The following is an 18,980-nucleotide window of genomic DNA, read 5'->3' as shown; positions in this document are numbered from 1 at the left end:
TTTTCCTGATTAGGACTTCAATTTCTGAATTAATCTTCCAAAGAAACCGCGTTCTTTTTTCTTCTCTGTTGAAGCATTTAATTTGAAAGCAAATTTTGAAGGCTTAAGGTTATTGCTATTAAACTCGATCATATTCAATGCCATGGCAGCATTGTAAAAAGCATAGACATAGCATTCTGGAATGTTTAACCATTGCGGAACATCTTTAAGGCTTCCAGGGTGTTTGCTGAATACTGCAGCGATGTTCATAAGGTGCGGGAAGGATTCTATACGCGTGATATTTGGCCAGGTTTTTAAACCTATTTTTTTATTAAGATCCGTGTGTTCTAAAAGCCTACCGCGAGAAGTAAGTAAACTAACCGTCCAGATAAACGATTCAAACGAGTGTGCATTTTCCGGGTTTTCTACAGATTTAGTCTGGTAGAGTTTAACTTCGCTGTAATCCAGATCATGAATTTTAAAGTTATCCGGATTAACCGTATTGAAACAAAAATTAACAAACTCTTCTGTATCAACAGAGTAATTACAGTAAATTGATTCACTACCAGCATTTATCACAATGATAATGTCATTATGCTTAAGTCTTAGTACTTTTTTGCTGTCTTCCTTCGCAACTTCAATTTGATCGAGTAATACTGCCAACATGTGTTGATTCAGTCTGTAGTAGTTGTCTTTTGAGTCCTTGTTATCTTTATCGCCACATAGCAGTGCCCAGCGCTTCTCGGCGACTGTTTTATCGTATTCAATTTTGGTTTCTTGGGTCGACGAAGATGCTGGTGCTGATGATTTATCAGCTTCTTTTCTTATCTCATTTAATAAAGATTGCAGCTCGATCTCAGCAGCGTTTGATTTATCCTCACTGGAAATTTCAGTGTCAGGGATAAGTGCATCTGTACTCAAACCAATATCAGTAATCTCACCCATTTGAATATCAATAAGTGCTTTCTCTGCTTTAGCCGTCGATTTTTTAATCGTGTTATCGATATTAATATCTAAGTTATCTGGCAAATCTTCTTCGTCCAGCTCATCGACATGAACATCCATAAGATTGATTGAAGAGCCATCTTCTTCTACTGAAACTCTTTTAGATGATTCATCCAGTTGTAATGAATCAAGATCAAAATTAAATAAATCCTCTTCGAGTTTCGCCTCCATTTCTTCTTCGCTGGGAGGTTGAGTCTCTGTCTCGATGGTATGTATATCAGCAGAAATGTCTTTTGTTTCTATCTCGAGTGTATCGACAAACGTGTTTTCGTCAGGGTCAAGTACAGGAGCTTCCTGCATCACAACATCTTCAATGATTAACGATTCTTTTGGCTCAACAGCATCCAGAGATTCCTCGATAACAAAAGGCTCCTCAAAATCCATTGAATCATCATGTGCTAGAAAATCTTTAACTTCTACTGCCGGTTTTTCAGCTTTAGGGGCCGGTTCTTCTGAAGGTTTCTCTAGGCTAAGAGAAAGTTCTTCTGTTAAAGAGTCCTCGGTAAGTAAAGAGCCTTCAACAGTCAAAGAGCCTTCAACAGTCAAAGAGTCTTCAATAGGTAACGAGTTTTCGACAGATAAAGAATCTTCAGCTAATGCCTCTACCTCAGCTTCTTCAAGTGATATTTCAGCCAGAGTCAGCGATTCTTCTACAGTTAATAAACTCTCTTCCAGAGTTTCTTCTTTGCTTAGATTGGTTTGATTAGCTTTCTTCTGCTCTTTCTCATCATCTAACTCTATTAAGTCTTCATCAATGGGAGTTTCCGGATTGATGAGCTCAATGCTTTCTTCTAAATTAGCAGCAATGTCATTTGCTTTGGTATCTTCAAAGCTTGTGATATCGAGCTCATCAGTGAATTCTTCTTCGTGTTTCTTAGTGCCTTCGCCTTGTATGAGTGATGCTAATAGTGCATCAACCTCATCAGCATCCGTCATTTCTAAGACTTCAATATTTTCATGAGATGCATCTTGAATTTCGGGTTTATCTTCAATGACTGGGTTTTCAGCTACAGATTCTTCAGCCACAGGCTCTTCAAGGGAAACAAGGTCGTCATCTGCAACAAGGCTTTTCTCTGCAACAAGGCTGTCATCTGCAACAGAGTTGTCTTCGATAGAAATATCATCACCAGACGAATCAGTAGTAGCAAAAGGCCTTTCTCCTGCTTCGATAACTTCGTTGAAAATATCGAAATCGGATTCTATTTTTTCAACGTCATCGTGTTTTACTGATTCTCCACCTTTTTCAAGCTGTTCTTCGGTCTCAGTCTCGAAGAAATCATCGAAATCAAAGCTAAGTGCGCTGCCAGACATGGCAAGTTCTTTGACAGGTATGGAGCTAGTCTTACTGCTTTCAGCTTTTTCCTCAGCAGGTTTTGATGATTGTGCATACAATGTTTGCTGTGATTCTGATTGAATAGATTCTGACTCATCTTCAAACTTCAGTGACTGGATAAGCAAATCTTCGGCAGATTCTTCTTCGATATTCTCTGATGTCGTATTTTCAAGTATTTGTATCTCAGGTACTTGCTCTTGTGCGATGTGACTTTCAAGGGTTTCATCTTGAACAGACTCAACAGACTCAACAGACTCAACAGACTCAACAGACTCAACAGACTCAACAGACTCAACAGACTCAACAGACTCAACAGACTCAACAGACTCAAGTAATTTTCTTATTTCAACTGCGGCATCCGTAATCGCTTTTGACGATAATGGTTTTGCTAACCAAACGGAATTAGGGAGATTCTTTTCACTGATAGAAAGCACTATCACTGGGTTCTTACTGGTTTTTCTTAATTCCTCCCAGTGATCTACTGCGCCTGGATAATCATAATCAGTAATAAACGCATCGGCCTCATTTTTATCCACAAGTGTATAGAGCGACTTGCCTGCCGTACTGAAATAATAATCCAGAATTGCATCATTCTGGTCGCTAATTTCAAGGATAGCGATACGAATTTTATCGGTATTTTTATTGAACATAGTCTTTTTATTCTTATTAGTTCTTGTGGGTCCGTCCTAGCTAAATATTTGTTCTTTTAACTTTTTTAAGGCACTGCCAAATGGTTTTTTTGGCTCAACTTCGGGCTGTATTTCTCTGCTTTTACTGTATTGTTCTAAATAGTCGAGTTCTTCCAGTAGTTGCTTATTGTCGCTATCTTCAGCTAATGCTTCTTGCAGAATTTTCTTGGCGACATCTAGCTGTCCAAATTCCATACATGATCTCGCTTCTTCAAGCGGAGAAAGTTTTGCATCCTCAGAATCGTCTTTCTCAATATGTATCAAAGTGTGATCAGGTCCGTGTAAACCATCGGAAAGTACCGAGCCCGGAACCCATTTGTATCCCATACCTTTTTTGATGCCGGTTTTAATCCACATCGCAAAATACAAGGTGTCTTTTTTATCGAGATAGGGCATCGATGCTTTTAACAGGCGAATGCGTAATTGGGTGCCAGCGTCTTTTAAAACGTAGAAGAGGTCGTGCAAAGATCCCGCCAATAACTCCGCATCTTTATGTTGCATAGCGAAAAACACACGATGGGTATGGAGTGCTAAATCATTTGGATTTCTTCGAATAGAATGAGAATAAAAATGCCAGGCAGTATCAGGATCGACTTTTTTTATTGCCGCTTGAGCATCCGATTTAGATAAATCTTGCAAGGGGAAAATCAACGGTAATGCCGGATGCATCGTTGAATTGCGAGAGTTAGCCTCAGCTGAAGACATATAGATTCCTTTTTATTCTTCTTCTTTGTCTGTTATTTTTTATTTGATGAATCGAAACTCTAGCGTGAAGATTCATTTCTAAAAACGAATCTTCAAGTACAAAACATCACTATTTTATAGTCTCGATATTATGATAATCATCCTTAACGTACCCTTAAGTGAGTTCGCTGGGCTTAACTTGGCTAGTCTTGTGAGGCATGCATCGTTTTAATGCATTCACCTAAAAGTTTAAACTCTTCCTCTCTTGCGCTGCCTTTTCTCCAGGCTAATCCAATCTCGCGGTAGCTTTTTTCATCCAGAGGATAGGTTTCAATATCAGTATTTTGAAGCAGTGATGAGTTTTTAGCCATTTCAGTCAGATAGGTGATACCAATGTCAGAATCTACCATGCTCACTAGAGTCAATAAGCTACTCGCAGCAAAACGACTAACCGTATCCTGATTTCGAATTTTACACGCTGACAACGCATGATCACGCAGGCAATGCCCATCCTCTAATAGCAACACACTCTCTTTGGGTAAATTGTTTAAGGAATAATTATTGGGATCGATAATTTTACTATTTTTATGACAAGCCAAAGAGAAGTGATCTTTAAATAGCGGCATGATTTCAACATTGCTGAGTTTATAAGGTAAAGCGATCATAATTAAATCTAACTCACCCTCTATCAGTAAGTCATGCGAGGAACGCGTGGTGTCTTCACGTAAATACAACCTTAAATCAGGAAAAGATGATCTCAGGTTAGGCAACAAGTCCGGCAGTATAAATGGCGCAATAGTGGGAATTACGCCGAGATTTAAACGTCCTGTGAGTGGTTTTTGATCGCTATGAGCAACTTCTGCAAGATATTCCAGATCTCTCAAACACAGTCTTGCATGGTTCGCGATCTCTCGGCCTGTGCGGGTGATCGTTACGCTTTTATTGGTGCGGTCTACCAGTTGCGCACCCAGATGAGATTCCAGCTCTTTGATTGCCACACTAAAAGCCGATTGAGAGACAAAACAGGCTTTTGCCGCATTGCCAAAGTGCTGGTGTTTTTCCAATGCAACAAAATATCGAAGTTGTTTTATGGTTGGTAAGGTCATGAATGCCGCTCCGTTGTTACGTTTATTACTACGATCTATTTTATAGAATACAACGATTAAAACAATATAATTTACGGATTGAATATGTCTCTATATGATGCGCGTCAAGTTCTTAGGAAATTGATCTTTTAATCATTGTTTTGTCATATTCATCCCATATCATTAACTGATCAATTTTAGTAAACATTATTCTTTAACCATTATTGATTTATTTAACAAAAGGAAACAAAAATGCCATTTGAAAACAAAGAAGGACAACGCGTCCCAAACGTTACATTCCACACACGTAAAGACAACGAGTGGGTAGACGTAACTACTGATGAATTATTCGCTGGTAAAACAGTCGTTGTATTCTCACTACCAGGTGCATTTACACCTACATGTTCATCAGCTCACGTTCCACGTTACAACCAGTTGATCCCTGCATTCAAAGAGCACGGTGTTGACGACGTATTATGTGTATCAGTAAACGACACATTCGTAATGAACGAGTGGCAAGAAAACCAGGATGCTGCAGACATTAAATTCATCCCTGACGGAAACGGTGAGTTCTCAGAAGGCATGGGTATGCTAGTAGACAAAGAGCAACTAGGTTTCGGCAAGCGTTCATGGCGCTACTCTATGCTTGTTAAAGACGGCGTAGTTCAGAAAATGTTCATCGAAGCAGATGTTGATGGCGATCCGTTTGACGTTTCTGACGCAGACACAATGCTTACTTACATCGCATCTGATGCAAAAGTACCATCTAGCGTGACAGTAATGTCTCGTAAAGGTTGTCCTTTCTGTGCAAAAGCAAAAGAAATGCTTACAGAATCAGGTTACGAGTACGAAGAGCTTGTAATGGGCCGTGATTACACAGACCGCAGCTTGCGTGCTATGGTTGGTACATCAAGCGTTCCACAAGTATTCATCGACGGTGATCACATCGGTGGTGCATCTGAGCTTGAAGCTTGGTTAAAAGCTTAATTATTATTTGATCCATGTATTTCTCCCTGTCAGCTAATCAATAGGTTACTGGCAGGGGAATTTACATAGCTCGGAATCAGAGTTCGAAAAAATAGTTAAGAAGCAGAGCCTCAAAGGTTTTGCTAACATGCTGACCATTCTTTCTAGATGGTCAGCATCTGTTTTAAACAGTGATGCGTTATATCTATCTGTGCAGTTGTTGGATGACTTTCATCCTCGTGCATTGAATCAAAAGAATGATTCAAAGAAATAACTCAAAAAATGCCTATAAGTGGGGGGGTGTATAAAAACTCCATTAACAAACAAAAAATAACTGCTGATAGTCATTCACAAGCAGTTGATAAAGGAAAGAATTATGAGCAACCATTACGATCTAATTTCAATCGGTGCAGGCAGCGGCGGATTATCAATCGCAGAGCGTGCGGCATCATACGGCGCAAAAGTTGCAGTCATTGAAAATAAAGAACTTGGCGGAACCTGTGTCAATGTTGGTTGTGTACCAAAAAAAGTAATGTGGTATGCCGCAGGTGTCGCACAAGGCTTAATGGATGCTCAGGATTACGGTTTTGACGTCGACCTAGAAGGTGACGCAGGCAAATTAAACTGGAAAAAATTAGTCGATAAGCGTGAAAACTACATCGGCGGAATCCTCGATTGGTACGATGGCTACCTAGGTGGTGCTGGCGTTGAAGTGATTGAGGGCGGAGCAAAATTCCTCGACAACAAAACAATCGAAGTTGATGTCGACGGTGAAAAAATCACCTACACAGCAGATAACATCGTTATCGCTTCAGGTGGTCGTCCAATTATTCCGGCAAATATCGAAGGTTCGGAACTTGGTCTAAATTCAGATGGTTTCTTCCAGGAACTACACGATATTCAACCTAAAAAAGTCGTTGTCGTTGGTGGCGGTTATATCGCGCTAGAACTAGCGATGCTAATGGATGGGCTCGGTTCAGACGTATCTGTATTACATCAGGGCTGGCCAGTACTCGAAGGTTTCGACAGCACTATTCAAGCGGCGCTATCACAGCAAATGAAGGATGATGGCCTAAAACGCTATCACGATGAAATCATCAGCAAAGTGGTTGATCAGGGCGAAGGACCAGACGGTCTCAAGCAAGTCACAATCGAATTTGAAGACGGCACAAAAATTACAGATGTAGATTCACTTATCTGGGCAATCGGACGCCGTCCAAACACAGACAATATTGGTTTGGAAAATACCGATGTAGAAGTATCTCCACGCGGAACAGTCGTTGTAGATGACTACGAAAAAACCACCGTAGACGGTATTTACGCAATCGGTGACATCATCGGTAAAGCGCCACTAACGCCAGTTGCAATCGCAGCAGGTCGTCGTTTAGGTGATCGCCTATACGGTGGTAAGCCAGAACGTAAAATGTCATACGATGATATCGCTACAGTAATGTTCACACATCCACCGATTGGCACAATTGGAATGAGTGAAGAAAAAGCATTAGAAGTCTACGGCGATGACGTTGCCAATGGTGGAATTAAAGTCTACAAAACAGACTTCGTACCGATGTACCACACTATGACACGTCACAAAGTAAAAACACACATGAAACTAATCGTGCAGGGCGAAAACGAGAAAATCGTTGGTTGTCACATCATCGGCCTAGGGGCAGATGAAATGCTACAAGGCTTTGCGGTAGCGATTCGCATGGGAGCAACGAAGGCGGACTTTGATGATACGATCGCGATACATCCAGTTTCAGCAGAAGAATTAGTCACAATGAAGTAGGGCATTCATCTTTCGGCCCAACTCGGCGTTGCGACCGTACTCGAATGAATCACGTACTTATTGTACGCTCAAACATTCTCCGTGCGGTCGCGCCTTGATTTGAACCAAAACCTAAACGCTCTACAAGTAGTATTGATTATAAAAAAGCCCCTGATTCAGGGGCTTTTTTATATCTTAATGACACCCCCCCCCACTTACGAGGGGGTTTTTATTTATTTGAATTGTCCAAAAGCGGCATCTAACTGTATCCACGCAATGGCGTCCGATGCGCTATTGTCGGCGATAGTATCGGTTTGTCTACCGCCACCAGCCATATAGTCTTTTACACATTTATCCATTGAGGGCGCTTTGAATTTTCCAGCTCGTTCCTGTTTTTCAAATTCTTCCATCTTCGATGCCGGTACTTTTCCAGCGCTGATCGCCTGTCTTAGTTGGCTTCTTATTTTCGACATAAGAGCAGGGGCTTTGTTTATCGCTTTGCCACATTGAGCGCGTGCATGTATTTTGGTAATAGGCTTTTTCTTGGCTTTCGTCTTTTTTGAGCTTTTACTAGTATCACTACTGTTTGAATTACTCGATTTAGCGTAACTTGAAGAAGGTCTCAATGATGATTTTGGCGTTTTGTGCACTTTAAACTCTTCATTGGAAATTACTTTTTTCTGCGCAGGTGGTGGCGTGGCAGTGTAGTGCGTTTTTCCGTTAGCGTCTGTCCATTTATAGATTTTGGCATAACCAGAGGTGCTTATCGCTAATCCTAATATCAGCATGAAAAGTGTTTTTTTAGTATGCATCATTTATCCTATTTTTTATTTTGATTGATTTTGATTTCATCGCGATATCAAGCGCGGTTTTGCCTAGAAAATTGGTTACCGTCAAATCGGGTTTTTGTTTAAGAATAAGCTCAATCGCTGCTTCATTTTCCTGACGGATTGCGACCATTAATGGTGTTGAATGCATTCCACCACGTGTGTCTGGTTTACTGACATCAATGCCTTCTTTTATTAACGCTTCAACACGTCCTAAATTATTCATGATGATGGCATTATTTAACTGCGTTAATTTAAGCGCTTGCAAGGTCTCGTCAGCACATCTGTCTTTAGAGAAGTAATACGTCGAATAAACCTTCGCAACCATTTCGGTATCGCTAATTGTTAACACTTTCAAGGTGCCAAAATTATCTAGTTTTACCGTGTCATCTGTAACCGTGTAAGCGTCATCGCCTAGCTTGTTGAAGGTGTATTTGCCATCTTCGGTAAATTCCCATATTTCGCCACTGAAGCTTGAATCATCCATAAACTTCTCTTCATTCAGGCACCAGTTTCCGATTATTTTTTCGGATAGATTGGTAGCAACAGAAGTATCAGCCGAAGCCGCACTCAGCGATAACGGGGAGAACACCAAAAGACTCAGTCCTGCGTATAGCAACGCTCGGGAAAAGAGCGTTTTTGTGAGAAGAGTTTTGGCTATCATGCGATTGGATTATTGTTATTAATGGTTCGATCCTAATTGTATTTAACGCGAAACTAAAATAATTCAGATTAGTGGCGAAACCTTATCGCCTCATAATTTGTTAAAAATCTGTTAAAACTTTTGTGTGACTTCGGTAGGTTTTTGTATGAAGTACCCTTGTGCATAATCGATATTCAATATACTGAGTAAATTCAAAATTTCCTTAGATTCAACATACTCCGCAACCGTCTTCAAACCCATGGTATGCGCCATATCATTAATCGCTTCCACCAATGTTCTATCCACAGAATCCGTTAAAATATCTTTGATAAAACTGCCGTCTATTTTCAAATAATCGACAGGGAATTCCTTCAAATAGGTCAATGAACTTAAGCCTGTTCCGAAATCATCCAGCGCGAATTTAACGTTGAGACTTTTCATTTCTTTCATGAAGCGCTTCACCAAATCCTGATTCGCAATCGCCGCTGATTCGGTTATTTCAAAACATACCTGTGCAGGATTAATACGGTGTTTCATCATCAGCTGTTTAACTTTCACCAAAAAGTCTGCTTCACTCAGCGATTGACCGGAAAGGTTGATTGAGATGAAGCCATCATTGCTTAAATCTTTGAAATACTTATTACTCAAGGCAGAAAAAGATCGATCAATAATGGCCAGATCCAGTTTCGGCATCAGGTTGTATCTTTCCGCAGCAGGGATAAATTCGTTCGGTGGGACAATTTCTCCATCATCACCAATCAGGCGCACTAATATTTCGTGATGCGTGTAATTACTGCCTATTTCAATAGCGACGATTTTTTGGCTGTAGATAATGATTCTATTTTCTTTCAAGGCTCTTGAAATGCCGGAAACCCACTTCATTTCAACCTTTCTAAGGTTCAATACTTCATCATTCTCGCGGTAGATCTGAACGCGATTTCTGCCATTATCTTTAGCCATATAACAGGCTAAATCAGCAGCTCTCATCAGCTGATCGACACTCTGCGAATCTTTATTAATCGCGACAACGCCTATACTTGCGCCAATATCAAACGCATGTTCGTCTTTAACGAAATGATAGTTTTTAACGTTCTCACACAGTCTTTTCGCGGTTACTTTCGCTTCTTCCAGACTGCAATTGGTTAATAAAATACCAAACTCATCGCCACCAAGGCGCGCCAACATATCGGGTTTAATCAGCTCTTTTAGTAACTCCTCGCTGATCTGACACAGTAAGTCGTCACCCGTTGCGTGACCGCAGGTATCGTTGACTAGCTTGAATTGATCAAGGTCGAGAAAACACATGGCATGGGTAGAATTCTTCTTTCTGGATTCGCTAATTAATTCACGCGATCTTTCTTCAAAACTAATACGGTTTGGTAGCTTGGTTAAGTTGTCATGCTTAGCTTGCCAGAACAGTAGTTTTGTCACCCCTCTGGCTTTGACGAGGTCTCGGGAAAAGAAATAAGCCAAACCGCTCAAACCGATGATCAAAGAACTTAGTATCCATAAAATGGTAAATTTGCTGTTTTTAGACGCAATTGCATGCATTTTGTCCACAGGAATCTGCACGAAGATAGCACCGAGTAATTGATGTTGCTTCCAGACTTTACCACCGACAATATTCTGCGAGGCGCGTCTTTCTAGAATCTCTTCGGTCTTCTCATAATCGTTGTGGCATTCCACACAGGATACTTGTGTCGCAGGGTCTGCTTTCAGGTAAAGCAAGGTTTGCTTGCCTTCGAATTCTTCCACACGATATATGGGTTTCCAGTCTATCGCTTTAGCCGGGTTTGCTTGATCCTGCTGTTCCAGTTTCGACCAGGCATCTTTAAGAAAATCATTGTTTAAATCCTGATGATCATCCAGATTCCACTTACTCACCGCCCGATATTTATATAGGCCTTCGGCATCTTCAGACGCTTTAGTCGCCATATTTTTCAGAAATTGCGCAGGTATGGGGAGTGCGCCATGCTTATTGTGATAATCCCTATCGGAAAAACCAATCTCGTCTTTTTTGATTTTATCCAGAATCTGGGAGGTGTAAACGGAACGAGCAGCTGACGCTTGTCGAGCAACAATCTCGGCAACGCTAACTGATTGATTTTCAATGATTGTGTTCTCGGATTTAATCATCACGAAATACCCGGAAACGCCAACGACCAGCAACAGTAATCCGACCAAGAATACTATTTTAGTAGTCTGGCTAAAACTGGGAGCATATAGTTTAGATAGGGGCATTTATTTGCAACTATTATTATTTTTATAAATTATTGTTTAACTCATGATAGTAATGACCTATGCCGTAACTGTCAAAAGCCTAAGACCAAAGGCAAGTCCTACAAAACTCTCCTATTTTTATTTGGTGATTTACGACTCAATATTCAATCCAATACCTAAACAAAGATCTAATCAAAAGCTAATTAAAGACAAAGACAAAGACAAAGACAAACAATGTTTTTTTAACATCGTTTTTCCAAAACAACGTATATTCATAACAACAAATATGAATGACACAACGCTCATTCCCGTTTACCCAGCAAGGAAGATTTATGGCAAAGCAAAACCCTTTTATTTGGCAAGAGCTGATCACCCCAAATCAGAAAACCAGCGGAGATTTCTATAGCAAGCTGTTTGGTTGGACGATAAAACAGGTCGATGCGGGCGACTATGGCAGCTACACGATATTTAAAAAAGACGGGGTAAGCATCGCCGGCATGATGGATGTAAATTTAGATACCGTAGGTAATAGCAGTACAAGCAATGATAAAAATGAAAACTCTTACTGGCATCCCTATATCGCGGTTGACGACATAGAAGAAAGCGTCACACAAACCGTAGCGCTAGGCGGCAAAGTAATGGTGCCACCACAGCATGTACCAGATGAAGGATGGATTGCGGTAATAGCCGATCCGAATGGGGCAGTGGTGCATCTCAAGCAGCCTCTTATTAAACAAATGGAATTGTGAATAATAAAAGCCACCCCCCTACTTTGAGGCGGTTTTTCTTACTTTCATGCCAAGACAGGGTATCCTAGCCTGATGAATCCATCCAAAGACACTGTAGAGCCACAATATCCTCCCGTAAAGAAAACCACTAAGAGTGCATTCCAGAAGTCAGCACTGTACTTTGCCGCGGGCAGTATTATTTTGGCGATCGCCAGTGTGATTTATCTGTCTATAGAAATTGATACGCTCGGTTGGCAAAACCCAATCAGCGCCAGTCTGTTAGCATCTACTTTTTTCTTTATGTTTGTCGCGTTGGTTTTAATCGTTATCGGCACAACCAACATCCCCAGTTTTAAAGTAGGCAAAGACTGATCTAATTGCGAATGATGTGTTGAATCTCAGGCATATCGCCACTTTTCTTGCTTTATCTTTACATACTTTTACACGCAAACGACTCCCTATAAGCTCAAAACGAATTTCAATATTCTATACTTAACTCCAGGCCCCACGACTTTAAAAATAAGCACAGGAGTTAAAAATGCAAAATCCAGTAACACCAAATCTGACCACAGAAAGCCAAAATACAAACAGCAAAGAGCTACAAATCCCACAAGAAGCGTTCGACTGGTACGACGAATACGCCCACGGTTTTATTGATCGTCGCACATTTCTAGCTCGCCTCGGTAAACTCGGTGTCGCAGGCTTGACCATGAGTATGGTTTCAAGTGCATTACTGCCAAATTACGCACTCGCCGAACAAGTCTCCTTCAACGATGAATCAATAAAAGCCACCTATCAGGAATTCGATTCACCCGAAGGACACGGCAAAGGCAAAGGGTATTTAGTCGTCCCTACAGTCATCGATGACAAAGCACCTACGGTACTAGTCGTTCACGAAAACCGTGGTTTAAACCCTTATGTAAAAGACGTTGCACGACGCGTCGCAAAAGCAGGCTTTATCGCATTCGCCCCCGATGCATTGCATACCTTAGGCGGTTATCCGGGCAATGATGACGAAGGCCGAGCGATGCAAAAATCGCTGGATAAAGGCAAAATCGAACAAGACTTTATCGCCGCCGCCAAATTCATCAAAGGTCACGAAAAAGGTAATGGCAAACTTGGTGTCGTTGGCTTCTGTTTTGGTGGCTACATCTCCAATATGCTCGCTGCCAGAATTCCTGATGTGGTCGATGCCGCGGTTCCGTTTTACGGCACACCCGCAAGCGCCGATATCATCCCAAATATCAAAGCACCACTAATGATACAGCTGGGCGAATTAGACAAACGCGTCAACGCCACATGGCCCGATTACGAAAAAGCGCTCAAAGCGATCAAAGCCAACTATCAGGTATTCATCTACGAAGGCGTAAACCACGGTTTCCACAATGACTCAACAGGGCGTTATGACGAAAAAGCCGCAGAACTAGCCTGGTCGAGGACTATAGCGTTTTTTGAAGAACATCTGGACGCATAAAAAGTGGTGTTAAAAAAATACACATGAATAGGGAAGGGGGGCTTGAGATAAGAATCATTTTAGGTCACCTCCCTACTTTTGAGTGATATTTATATAGAGCTAGGCATATTTTTAAAAAATAATTAAAAGTGACGCGGATAATCCATAGATTTATGCAGTACTCGTATTATGGAAATTTGGGTCTTAGTTGCTCTAAAGAAAACAATATGAGAAATAACGTGAAAACTCAACAAGCCTGATTTTACATAATTACATTGGCTGCCTAAGTTAGGATTATCGGCAATTTTGATAAAGGCCTTGTTCAAATTATGAATATATTCAACGGCACGTTTTTCACCAAACTCTTGATAACTGTAGTCATAAATAGCTTCTAAATCTTTCTCGGCTAGCGGTCGAAGAAGAATTTCTCTGTTTGCCATTCTTAAGTTTTTGCTTTCATACGATCAAGGAAGGTATCAACATTCCACTCTGTTAAATTCCCGCTATTTTCTCCATCATCAATAAGTTGACGTAAAGCTTCAAGCTTTGAACTGGCCTGTTGCTCTTTAAGTAAACGTAAACCTTCTCGCACTACTTCGCTCTTGGTTTTATAACTGCCGGATTCAACAAGATTATCAATGAAACCAAGTAGCTCTTTACCTGTATCGACAGTAATTGTTCGTGACATGATTACATCCTATTTAGTAAATGTAAGAAATATTCTTACAAAGAATATATAAGACATAGTCTTACAATTCAAATAAATAGTTTAAAAGGGTCACCTCCCCCCCTACTTATAGGCACTTTTTATTCACCGCAACTCAGCCATAAATTCCCCCCTAACATCATAAAACAACTTAGAATTTGTAGTTCTAATGTAGAATGGACGCGACTGAATAATTAACAAGCCCTGTTCATATTAGATATGCAAAGTTTTATAAGTTTGTACCTACATGAAATCACATCTGTGGGTCAGCAACTCCTCATTTTCGTACATTTATTCGCCTTTGCATTGCTATCGTAATGATCGTCAGCACAGATGTGAAAATAATCACATCAAGAAAACTAGATGTAACAGAAGTGCATCAGCTTGGTAAAAAAATCACCACATTGCTCGTTCTACTATGGCTTACCGGAATAGCGCTGTTAGCGATTAAACCAGGACTGGATATAGAGCTCATCTTTGCCAACTCCAAATTAGCAGCAAAAATAACAGTCGTCAGCGTGCTAACGATCAATGGATTGTTATTGCATCTATTAGTCTTCCCGAGCTTTAAATCACGCCAGAAAGCACAACGCATTGTCATCGTCTCGTGCCTTTTCACCGCAATCAATACAAGCTCGTGGATTTATGCCGCCTTAGTAGGCGCTGCGCGAGTAGTCGCCCCAATCATGGACTACGAACACTATATGATCATCTATTTAGCGATACTGGCATTTGCACTCTTGGTATCCGTCGTTGTTGTATATCCGCTGATGCGAGAAATCGTCAAATCGATAAGTTATGCTGAGCCGTCAAGCGAGTCACCTGCACACTCGCTTAAAAAAGCGTAAAAGCGTTATAAAAAGACACCTCCTTAATTATAGCCACTTTTTCAGCATTCATTATCAGCTCAAGAACGGTTCATCAGCTCAATTATTGTCTAGGATATTTTCTTACATAATTGAACGCATGAGAATCAATCACCAACCACTATCCAGAACGACTAAACAACACAGCTATCCGTTGGATTAGCCCTGCTTAGTGACTTTAAAATAGTGAATATAGGGATATCGATGGAAGTCACTGAACTAAGTCTGGCAAGGCTTGGCGATGTGATTGGAGAAACCAATCCTGATCTAATGATATTGCTGCAAAGCGGTAATGGTCTTTTAAGTAATCGCAACTTAAAGTAAACCAAGCAGAAGCTAGCGGCAATGATTGAATTGGCAAAAACGCAGTGCGTACAGCTGTTATTGATCGGTGTACCACAAAAACAACTTTTCTCCGATGTTGCGCCTTTCTATAAAGAGCTGACAGAAGAACATAAACTGGTTTTTGATGGCAAATTAATCTCCAGCTTGCTCCGCACACGATCGTATAAATCCGATATGGTGCATTTCAATAAAACCGGCTACCAGAAAATGGCCGAAGAGATTTATCAGCTCTTAATTGATAATGGTGCCTTATAGCCTAGAGCACTCATCTTTTGTACCAGCTCTGCGTTGCAGCTGTTCTCGAAGGCATCACATACAAATTGTATGCTCAGACTTTCTGCGAGCGGCTGCGCCTTGATCTGAAGCAAAAGCTAAGCACTCTAGATAGTTTTGATATCTAAAAATTACGAAAATGACCCTCACTACTATTAGGCTGTTTTTTCAGATATGTTAAATGTAACTCTGACTCAATTATTCCAACAAAAAATATGACGTTTATCCCAGTTGATAGGTATAAGTTTAGCAGTAAGTAAATTGCGCATAATTCCACGCCGATCAACCTTGTTAGTATTAAAAAAATGGTGAAGAATTAGGCAGAGTAAACAGTTGCCGAAACCGACCCTTTAGCTACTCATGCATTGATGAATAGAGCACTGTTATTAAAAATAGGGTAGCGCAATGATTCCAGATTAAAAAAAAAGCACCCAATGGGTGCTTGTGTTGTTTTAAGCTTCTCTCTTTCTCTGCCATTTAGGGGCTTTCATTAGTAATCTAATGGAGTTCCTTAATATGTAAGATTTTGGTACTGTTTAGCTTAGGTTTATCTCAATGCAAAGTCTAAAATTTTATCATTGCTCTCATCTTGATAAGGCACAACCTGAACTCCTGTTTCAATAAGTTCTTGTTTAATTTCTTCATATGCTCCAAATCTATTTTCAGTATCTCTTTGAGGAGAAGATATGGCAAAGAGCACATTATTAGCAACCAATAAGCGTTTCTCTTTTAATTTATTTATTTTATAAATCCAAGCTGCTCCATGATTAAATATTTTGGTTGAATCATCATGAGCTAAATGAAGAGGCTTAATTATTTTTTGGGGATTATTGTTACTATGTCTCACGAAAGGGAATGGAACGTGATAAGTTTCATCGCCAATTCTTTCATTTTTAAAATAATCTCCAAGTTCAGCTTCATTTAATAATTGACGGACCTTGTTTTCAAGTAATTCCTCTTCATATTTTTTAGTGATGAAGTTTCGTTCTACATAATATTCAAATAACTTTTTCAATTCCTTTTCTGGGTTATCTGTCAATACAGTTCTAATTTTGCTAAATTTTATTATTGTTTCTCTATTTCGGGTCAACTCGTGAAAAAGATTGATTGGGTAGTCTATGTCATTGTTTGCTAAAGGATTACTTTCTAAACTGAAAGATACTCTTTCTAATTCATCCTTTAAGTTATTTATGGTGTTTTTATAAACACTTGTATTAATTTCCTTAAAAAATTGAGTAATCCTTCCGTAACGTTTACTTGCAAGGTTGAATCCAAAAAAGCGGAGTTTAGGAGAGATAAGCACGATACCGATGTTCGCGAACTCACCAGTCTCAATGAATGGAGTAAATCGAACAATCGCATATTGGCAAGCTATTTTATTCATGTTTCCTCCCATAGTGAATCATCGTTACAACGATTTAAAATATTAAACATAGAGTTCAAGTCAAAATTAGCCTTGACGGTCTTCTCTGGATCCGAATAGTACCACTCTTCAGGAAGTCCATCAGTAATTTCATTCCAACTACGTAGTGCCATCTGAAACTTATCCCTATATTCAGACCGATAGAGGGCGTGATTGAAAAGACTGTTGTTTTGCTGTCTAAATACATGCTCGCTCTTAAAGCTATGAACTGAAAAAGTAGGGTCAAAAGCTTGATTATGATCAATCACAATTAAACTTTTTTCATCTGGGTCCCAGAATAAATTTGGATTACCTCCAAGCTCACTCAGAGTCCTGTCTTCGTTTTTAATCCACCAATCAAATGCTAAAACAGTTCTTTGTAAGTCGATAGGTACTTGCTTTATACCTGCGTAGTTTAATTCCATTAATATTTGTTTTTGTGAACCAAAAGCTAATCCACTCTTAAGCTCAGAATAATCTGAATTACCTTCCACCAACTCTTCAGGAATAAGAACTTGTCTAAATGGGGCAATTGGCAAACCAAGTTTGATAGCAAGATGCCCACAAACCCATTCGTATACCTGACTCTGTCGACCAGCCCCATTACCTTTTACAAAATATAAGTCATCATCATCCGCACGACAAATGTAAGGTCTTGTAGCTCCTTGTGTTGAGCGGCCAAGTATTTCAATTATACTTTTAGTCATATACAGAGTATTTGAGTATTAGAATTTTATTATACATACTACAACTTAATTTAAGTTGAATAAATCTATAATAATTAGTGGCAACGTTACAATTAAGTCCCCCCCCTCTATACACCTTTTATTATTTTTTAATTTTAACAAATTGCTAAACTTACCCTTTGGCTAGTCGCCACTTCGTTCCGAAGTTTTCTTGGCTACGCTTCGATTGCTTGTTATAACTAAGTATTAATTCAATTATTGACAAACTCTATTCAACACCCAGCAAAACTATTCAAGCACCCAACAGGTCTTTTCATAAGATAATCTATCAGAGTTCGAGTACGTAATGAAACCTGTCGACGAGATGGGTATATCAATGAAAAATTCATATTGCCGCTGTGCCATTCAGGACATAAGCGTTGAAAGTATTGCTTTGATTCGTTTTTTACCATTATCGGCAATACGATTCCTATACCCATTCCGTTTTCAACCATTTTTCGGCATAGGTCGGGTGAGTCTGTGATGTGGTAATTATCGGGTTTGAAGGTGATGTTTTTATCGCCATTGATTAAGGTGACTTGGTTTTTTTCATGGAGTTGCGGCAGTAATAACCAGGTGGCTTTTTTGAGGTCGTCAATTGAATTAAATGGACCGTATTTTTCTATATATTCCGGGTTGGCGGCAACGATTAATTCTTGTTCGAATAGCTGTCTGGCAATAAACGATTCATCTTTTAGTTTGCCTATTCTTAGCGCTAGATCTATCTGATCTTCTATCAAATCCAGGCTTTTGTTCGAAATTATGATATCGAATTTAATCTCTGGATAAATCACATTGAATTCCTGCAAGGCAGGTAGCAACCATTGACCCGCAAAATCTACCGTGGCTGTAACCCGAATTAATCCGGATAGCTGATCCTGATTGAGTAGCTCATCAATATCGCCCAGTTCTTTGAGTAGGTTGGCGGCGTGCGGATAGAGAGATTTGCCATCTTCCGTCAAGGTTAAGCTGCGTGTCGTTCGGTGAAATAATCGTCTGTTTAAACTTTCTTCTAGTGATGCTACCTGCTCACTCACGCGTGATCGGCTGATCCCTAGGGATTTAGCGGCACGACTAAAATTACCTTCATCAACAACCAAGGCAAACATTGCCAGGTTTTTTAATGAAGATAAGTGATCATTTTTCATTGGTCTGTAACTCCGAACATCGTGTTCCCTTTTCGCCTACTTATCAAAAAAAACGTAGTGATTATTATATTTATCGTAGATCGCAAATACTCAATTTGCCGCTGAACTCCTTTGGCAAGTGTTGTTTTCGAGAAG

Annotated in this window: 19 protein-coding genes; 8 read left to right on the top strand and 11 right to left on the bottom strand. The window is 40.0% G+C overall.

The features are described from left to right. Nucleotides 1-9: 9 nt before the first annotated feature. From EV695_RS03395 to EV695_RS03380, 3 genes are all read right to left on the bottom strand, one after another. Nucleotides 10-2,967, bottom strand: a complete 2,958-nt coding sequence (locus EV695_RS03395) for a hypothetical protein (RefSeq protein WP_165874579.1) — start codon at nucleotides 2,965-2,967, stop codon at nucleotides 10-12. A gap of 36 nt (nucleotides 2,968-3,003) precedes the next feature. Then, nucleotides 3,004-3,711 carry a hypothetical protein gene (locus EV695_RS03385; protein ID WP_131904499.1) on the bottom strand — a complete coding sequence of 236 codons (708 nt, stop codon included), beginning with the start codon at nucleotides 3,709-3,711 and terminating at the stop codon, nucleotides 3,004-3,006. A 182-nt stretch (nucleotides 3,712-3,893) separates the two neighbouring features. Beyond that, nucleotides 3,894-4,796, bottom strand: a complete 903-nt coding sequence (locus tag EV695_RS03380) for a hydrogen peroxide-inducible genes activator (protein WP_131904498.1) — start codon at nucleotides 4,794-4,796, stop codon at nucleotides 3,894-3,896. Between the two features lie 231 nt (nucleotides 4,797-5,027). On the opposite strand from EV695_RS03380, the gene EV695_RS03375 reads away from it, so the two are divergent. The 3 genes from EV695_RS03375 (at nucleotide 5,028) to gorA (ending at nucleotide 7,530) form a co-directional block, all read left to right on the top strand. Then, nucleotides 5,028-5,762, top strand: coding sequence for a glutathione peroxidase (locus tag EV695_RS03375; RefSeq protein WP_131904497.1), 735 nt, complete (start codon nucleotides 5,028-5,030; stop codon nucleotides 5,760-5,762). A 127-nt stretch (nucleotides 5,763-5,889) separates the two neighbouring features. Beyond that, the gene (locus tag EV695_RS20460; protein WP_279388020.1) at nucleotides 5,890-6,015 is read left to right on the top strand and encodes a hypothetical protein; all 126 of its coding nucleotides are present in this window, start codon (nucleotides 5,890-5,892) and stop codon (nucleotides 6,013-6,015) included. 99 nt (nucleotides 6,016-6,114) lie between these two features. Then, on the top strand, nucleotides 6,115-7,530 hold the full coding sequence (gorA, locus tag EV695_RS03370; RefSeq protein ID WP_207906975.1) for a glutathione-disulfide reductase: 1,416 nt from the start codon (nucleotides 6,115-6,117) through the stop codon (nucleotides 7,528-7,530). Between the two features lie 212 nt (nucleotides 7,531-7,742). Here gorA and EV695_RS03365 read toward each other — a convergent pair whose 3' ends face one another. From EV695_RS03365 to EV695_RS03355, 3 genes are all read right to left on the bottom strand, one after another. Further along, nucleotides 7,743-8,321: a DUF4124 domain-containing protein gene (locus EV695_RS03365; protein WP_207906934.1), complete on the bottom strand. Its 579-nt coding sequence runs from the start codon at nucleotides 8,319-8,321 to the stop codon at nucleotides 7,743-7,745. Further along, nucleotides 8,311-9,000: an ankyrin repeat domain-containing protein gene (locus EV695_RS03360; protein WP_131904494.1), complete on the bottom strand. Its 690-nt coding sequence runs from the start codon at nucleotides 8,998-9,000 to the stop codon at nucleotides 8,311-8,313. The genes EV695_RS03365 and EV695_RS03360 overlap by 11 nt, the downstream gene beginning before the upstream one ends. 111 nt (nucleotides 9,001-9,111) lie before the next feature. Continuing rightward, nucleotides 9,112-11,220: an EAL domain-containing protein gene (locus EV695_RS03355; protein WP_131904493.1), complete on the bottom strand. Its 2,109-nt coding sequence runs from the start codon at nucleotides 11,218-11,220 to the stop codon at nucleotides 9,112-9,114. Nucleotides 11,221-11,531: 311 nt separating this feature from the next. Between EV695_RS03355 and EV695_RS03350 the strand changes: the two genes are divergently transcribed. From EV695_RS03350 to EV695_RS03340, 3 genes are all read left to right on the top strand, one after another. Beyond that, the gene (locus EV695_RS03350; RefSeq protein ID WP_131904492.1) at nucleotides 11,532-11,948 is read left to right on the top strand and encodes a VOC family protein; all 417 of its coding nucleotides are present in this window, start codon (nucleotides 11,532-11,534) and stop codon (nucleotides 11,946-11,948) included. Nucleotides 11,949-12,020: 72 nt separating this feature from the next. Further along, nucleotides 12,021-12,299 (top strand): hemerythrin family protein, encoded by a 279-nt coding sequence (locus EV695_RS03345; RefSeq protein WP_131904491.1) that lies wholly within the window; start codon nucleotides 12,021-12,023, stop codon nucleotides 12,297-12,299. Between the two features lie 166 nt (nucleotides 12,300-12,465). Next, nucleotides 12,466-13,401: a dienelactone hydrolase family protein gene (locus tag EV695_RS03340; RefSeq protein ID WP_131904490.1), complete on the top strand. Its 936-nt coding sequence runs from the start codon at nucleotides 12,466-12,468 to the stop codon at nucleotides 13,399-13,401. A 122-nt stretch (nucleotides 13,402-13,523) separates the two neighbouring features. Here EV695_RS03340 and EV695_RS03335 read toward each other — a convergent pair whose 3' ends face one another. Then, on the bottom strand, nucleotides 13,524-13,820 hold the full coding sequence (locus tag EV695_RS03335) for a type II toxin-antitoxin system RelE/ParE family toxin (RefSeq protein WP_131904489.1): 297 nt from the start codon (nucleotides 13,818-13,820) through the stop codon (nucleotides 13,524-13,526). A 2-nt stretch (nucleotides 13,821-13,822) separates the two neighbouring features. Further along, nucleotides 13,823-14,068 (bottom strand): type II toxin-antitoxin system ParD family antitoxin, encoded by a 246-nt coding sequence (locus EV695_RS03330; protein WP_131904488.1) that lies wholly within the window; start codon nucleotides 14,066-14,068, stop codon nucleotides 13,823-13,825. Between the two features lie 335 nt (nucleotides 14,069-14,403). On the opposite strand from EV695_RS03330, the gene EV695_RS03325 reads away from it, so the two are divergent. Both EV695_RS03325 and EV695_RS03320 read left to right on the top strand, forming a co-directional pair. Beyond that, on the top strand, nucleotides 14,404-14,934 hold the full coding sequence (locus EV695_RS03325) for a hypothetical protein (protein ID WP_131904487.1): 531 nt from the start codon (nucleotides 14,404-14,406) through the stop codon (nucleotides 14,932-14,934). Between the two features lie 363 nt (nucleotides 14,935-15,297). After that, nucleotides 15,298-15,552: an SGNH/GDSL hydrolase family protein gene (locus tag EV695_RS03320; RefSeq protein ID WP_131904486.1), complete on the top strand. Its 255-nt coding sequence runs from the start codon at nucleotides 15,298-15,300 to the stop codon at nucleotides 15,550-15,552. A gap of 565 nt (nucleotides 15,553-16,117) precedes the next feature. Here EV695_RS03320 and EV695_RS03315 read toward each other — a convergent pair. The 3 genes from EV695_RS03315 to EV695_RS03305 all read right to left on the bottom strand — a co-directional run bounded on the left by EV695_RS03315 (nucleotide 16,118) and on the right by EV695_RS03305 (nucleotide 18,845). Then, complete coding sequence (locus tag EV695_RS03315) at nucleotides 16,118-16,954, bottom strand: DUF3037 domain-containing protein (protein ID WP_165874603.1); 837 nt, start codon at nucleotides 16,952-16,954, stop codon at nucleotides 16,118-16,120. Continuing rightward, on the bottom strand, nucleotides 16,951-17,679 hold the full coding sequence (locus EV695_RS03310; protein ID WP_131904484.1) for a HipA family kinase: 729 nt from the start codon (nucleotides 17,677-17,679) through the stop codon (nucleotides 16,951-16,953). Before EV695_RS03310 ends, EV695_RS03315 begins: the two co-directional genes overlap by 4 nt. 251 nt (nucleotides 17,680-17,930) lie before the next feature. Continuing rightward, a complete protein-coding gene (locus EV695_RS03305) occupies nucleotides 17,931-18,845 on the bottom strand; it encodes a LysR family transcriptional regulator (RefSeq protein WP_131904483.1) in 915 nt (304 codons plus the stop codon). Nucleotides 18,846-18,980 lie beyond the last annotated feature (135 nt).

The organism is Cocleimonas flava (assembly GCF_004339015.1).
In the GTDB taxonomy this organism is placed as follows: domain Bacteria; phylum Pseudomonadota; class Gammaproteobacteria; order Thiotrichales; family Thiotrichaceae; genus Cocleimonas; species Cocleimonas flava.
This window is presented reverse-complemented; position numbering and strand designations above follow the sequence as displayed.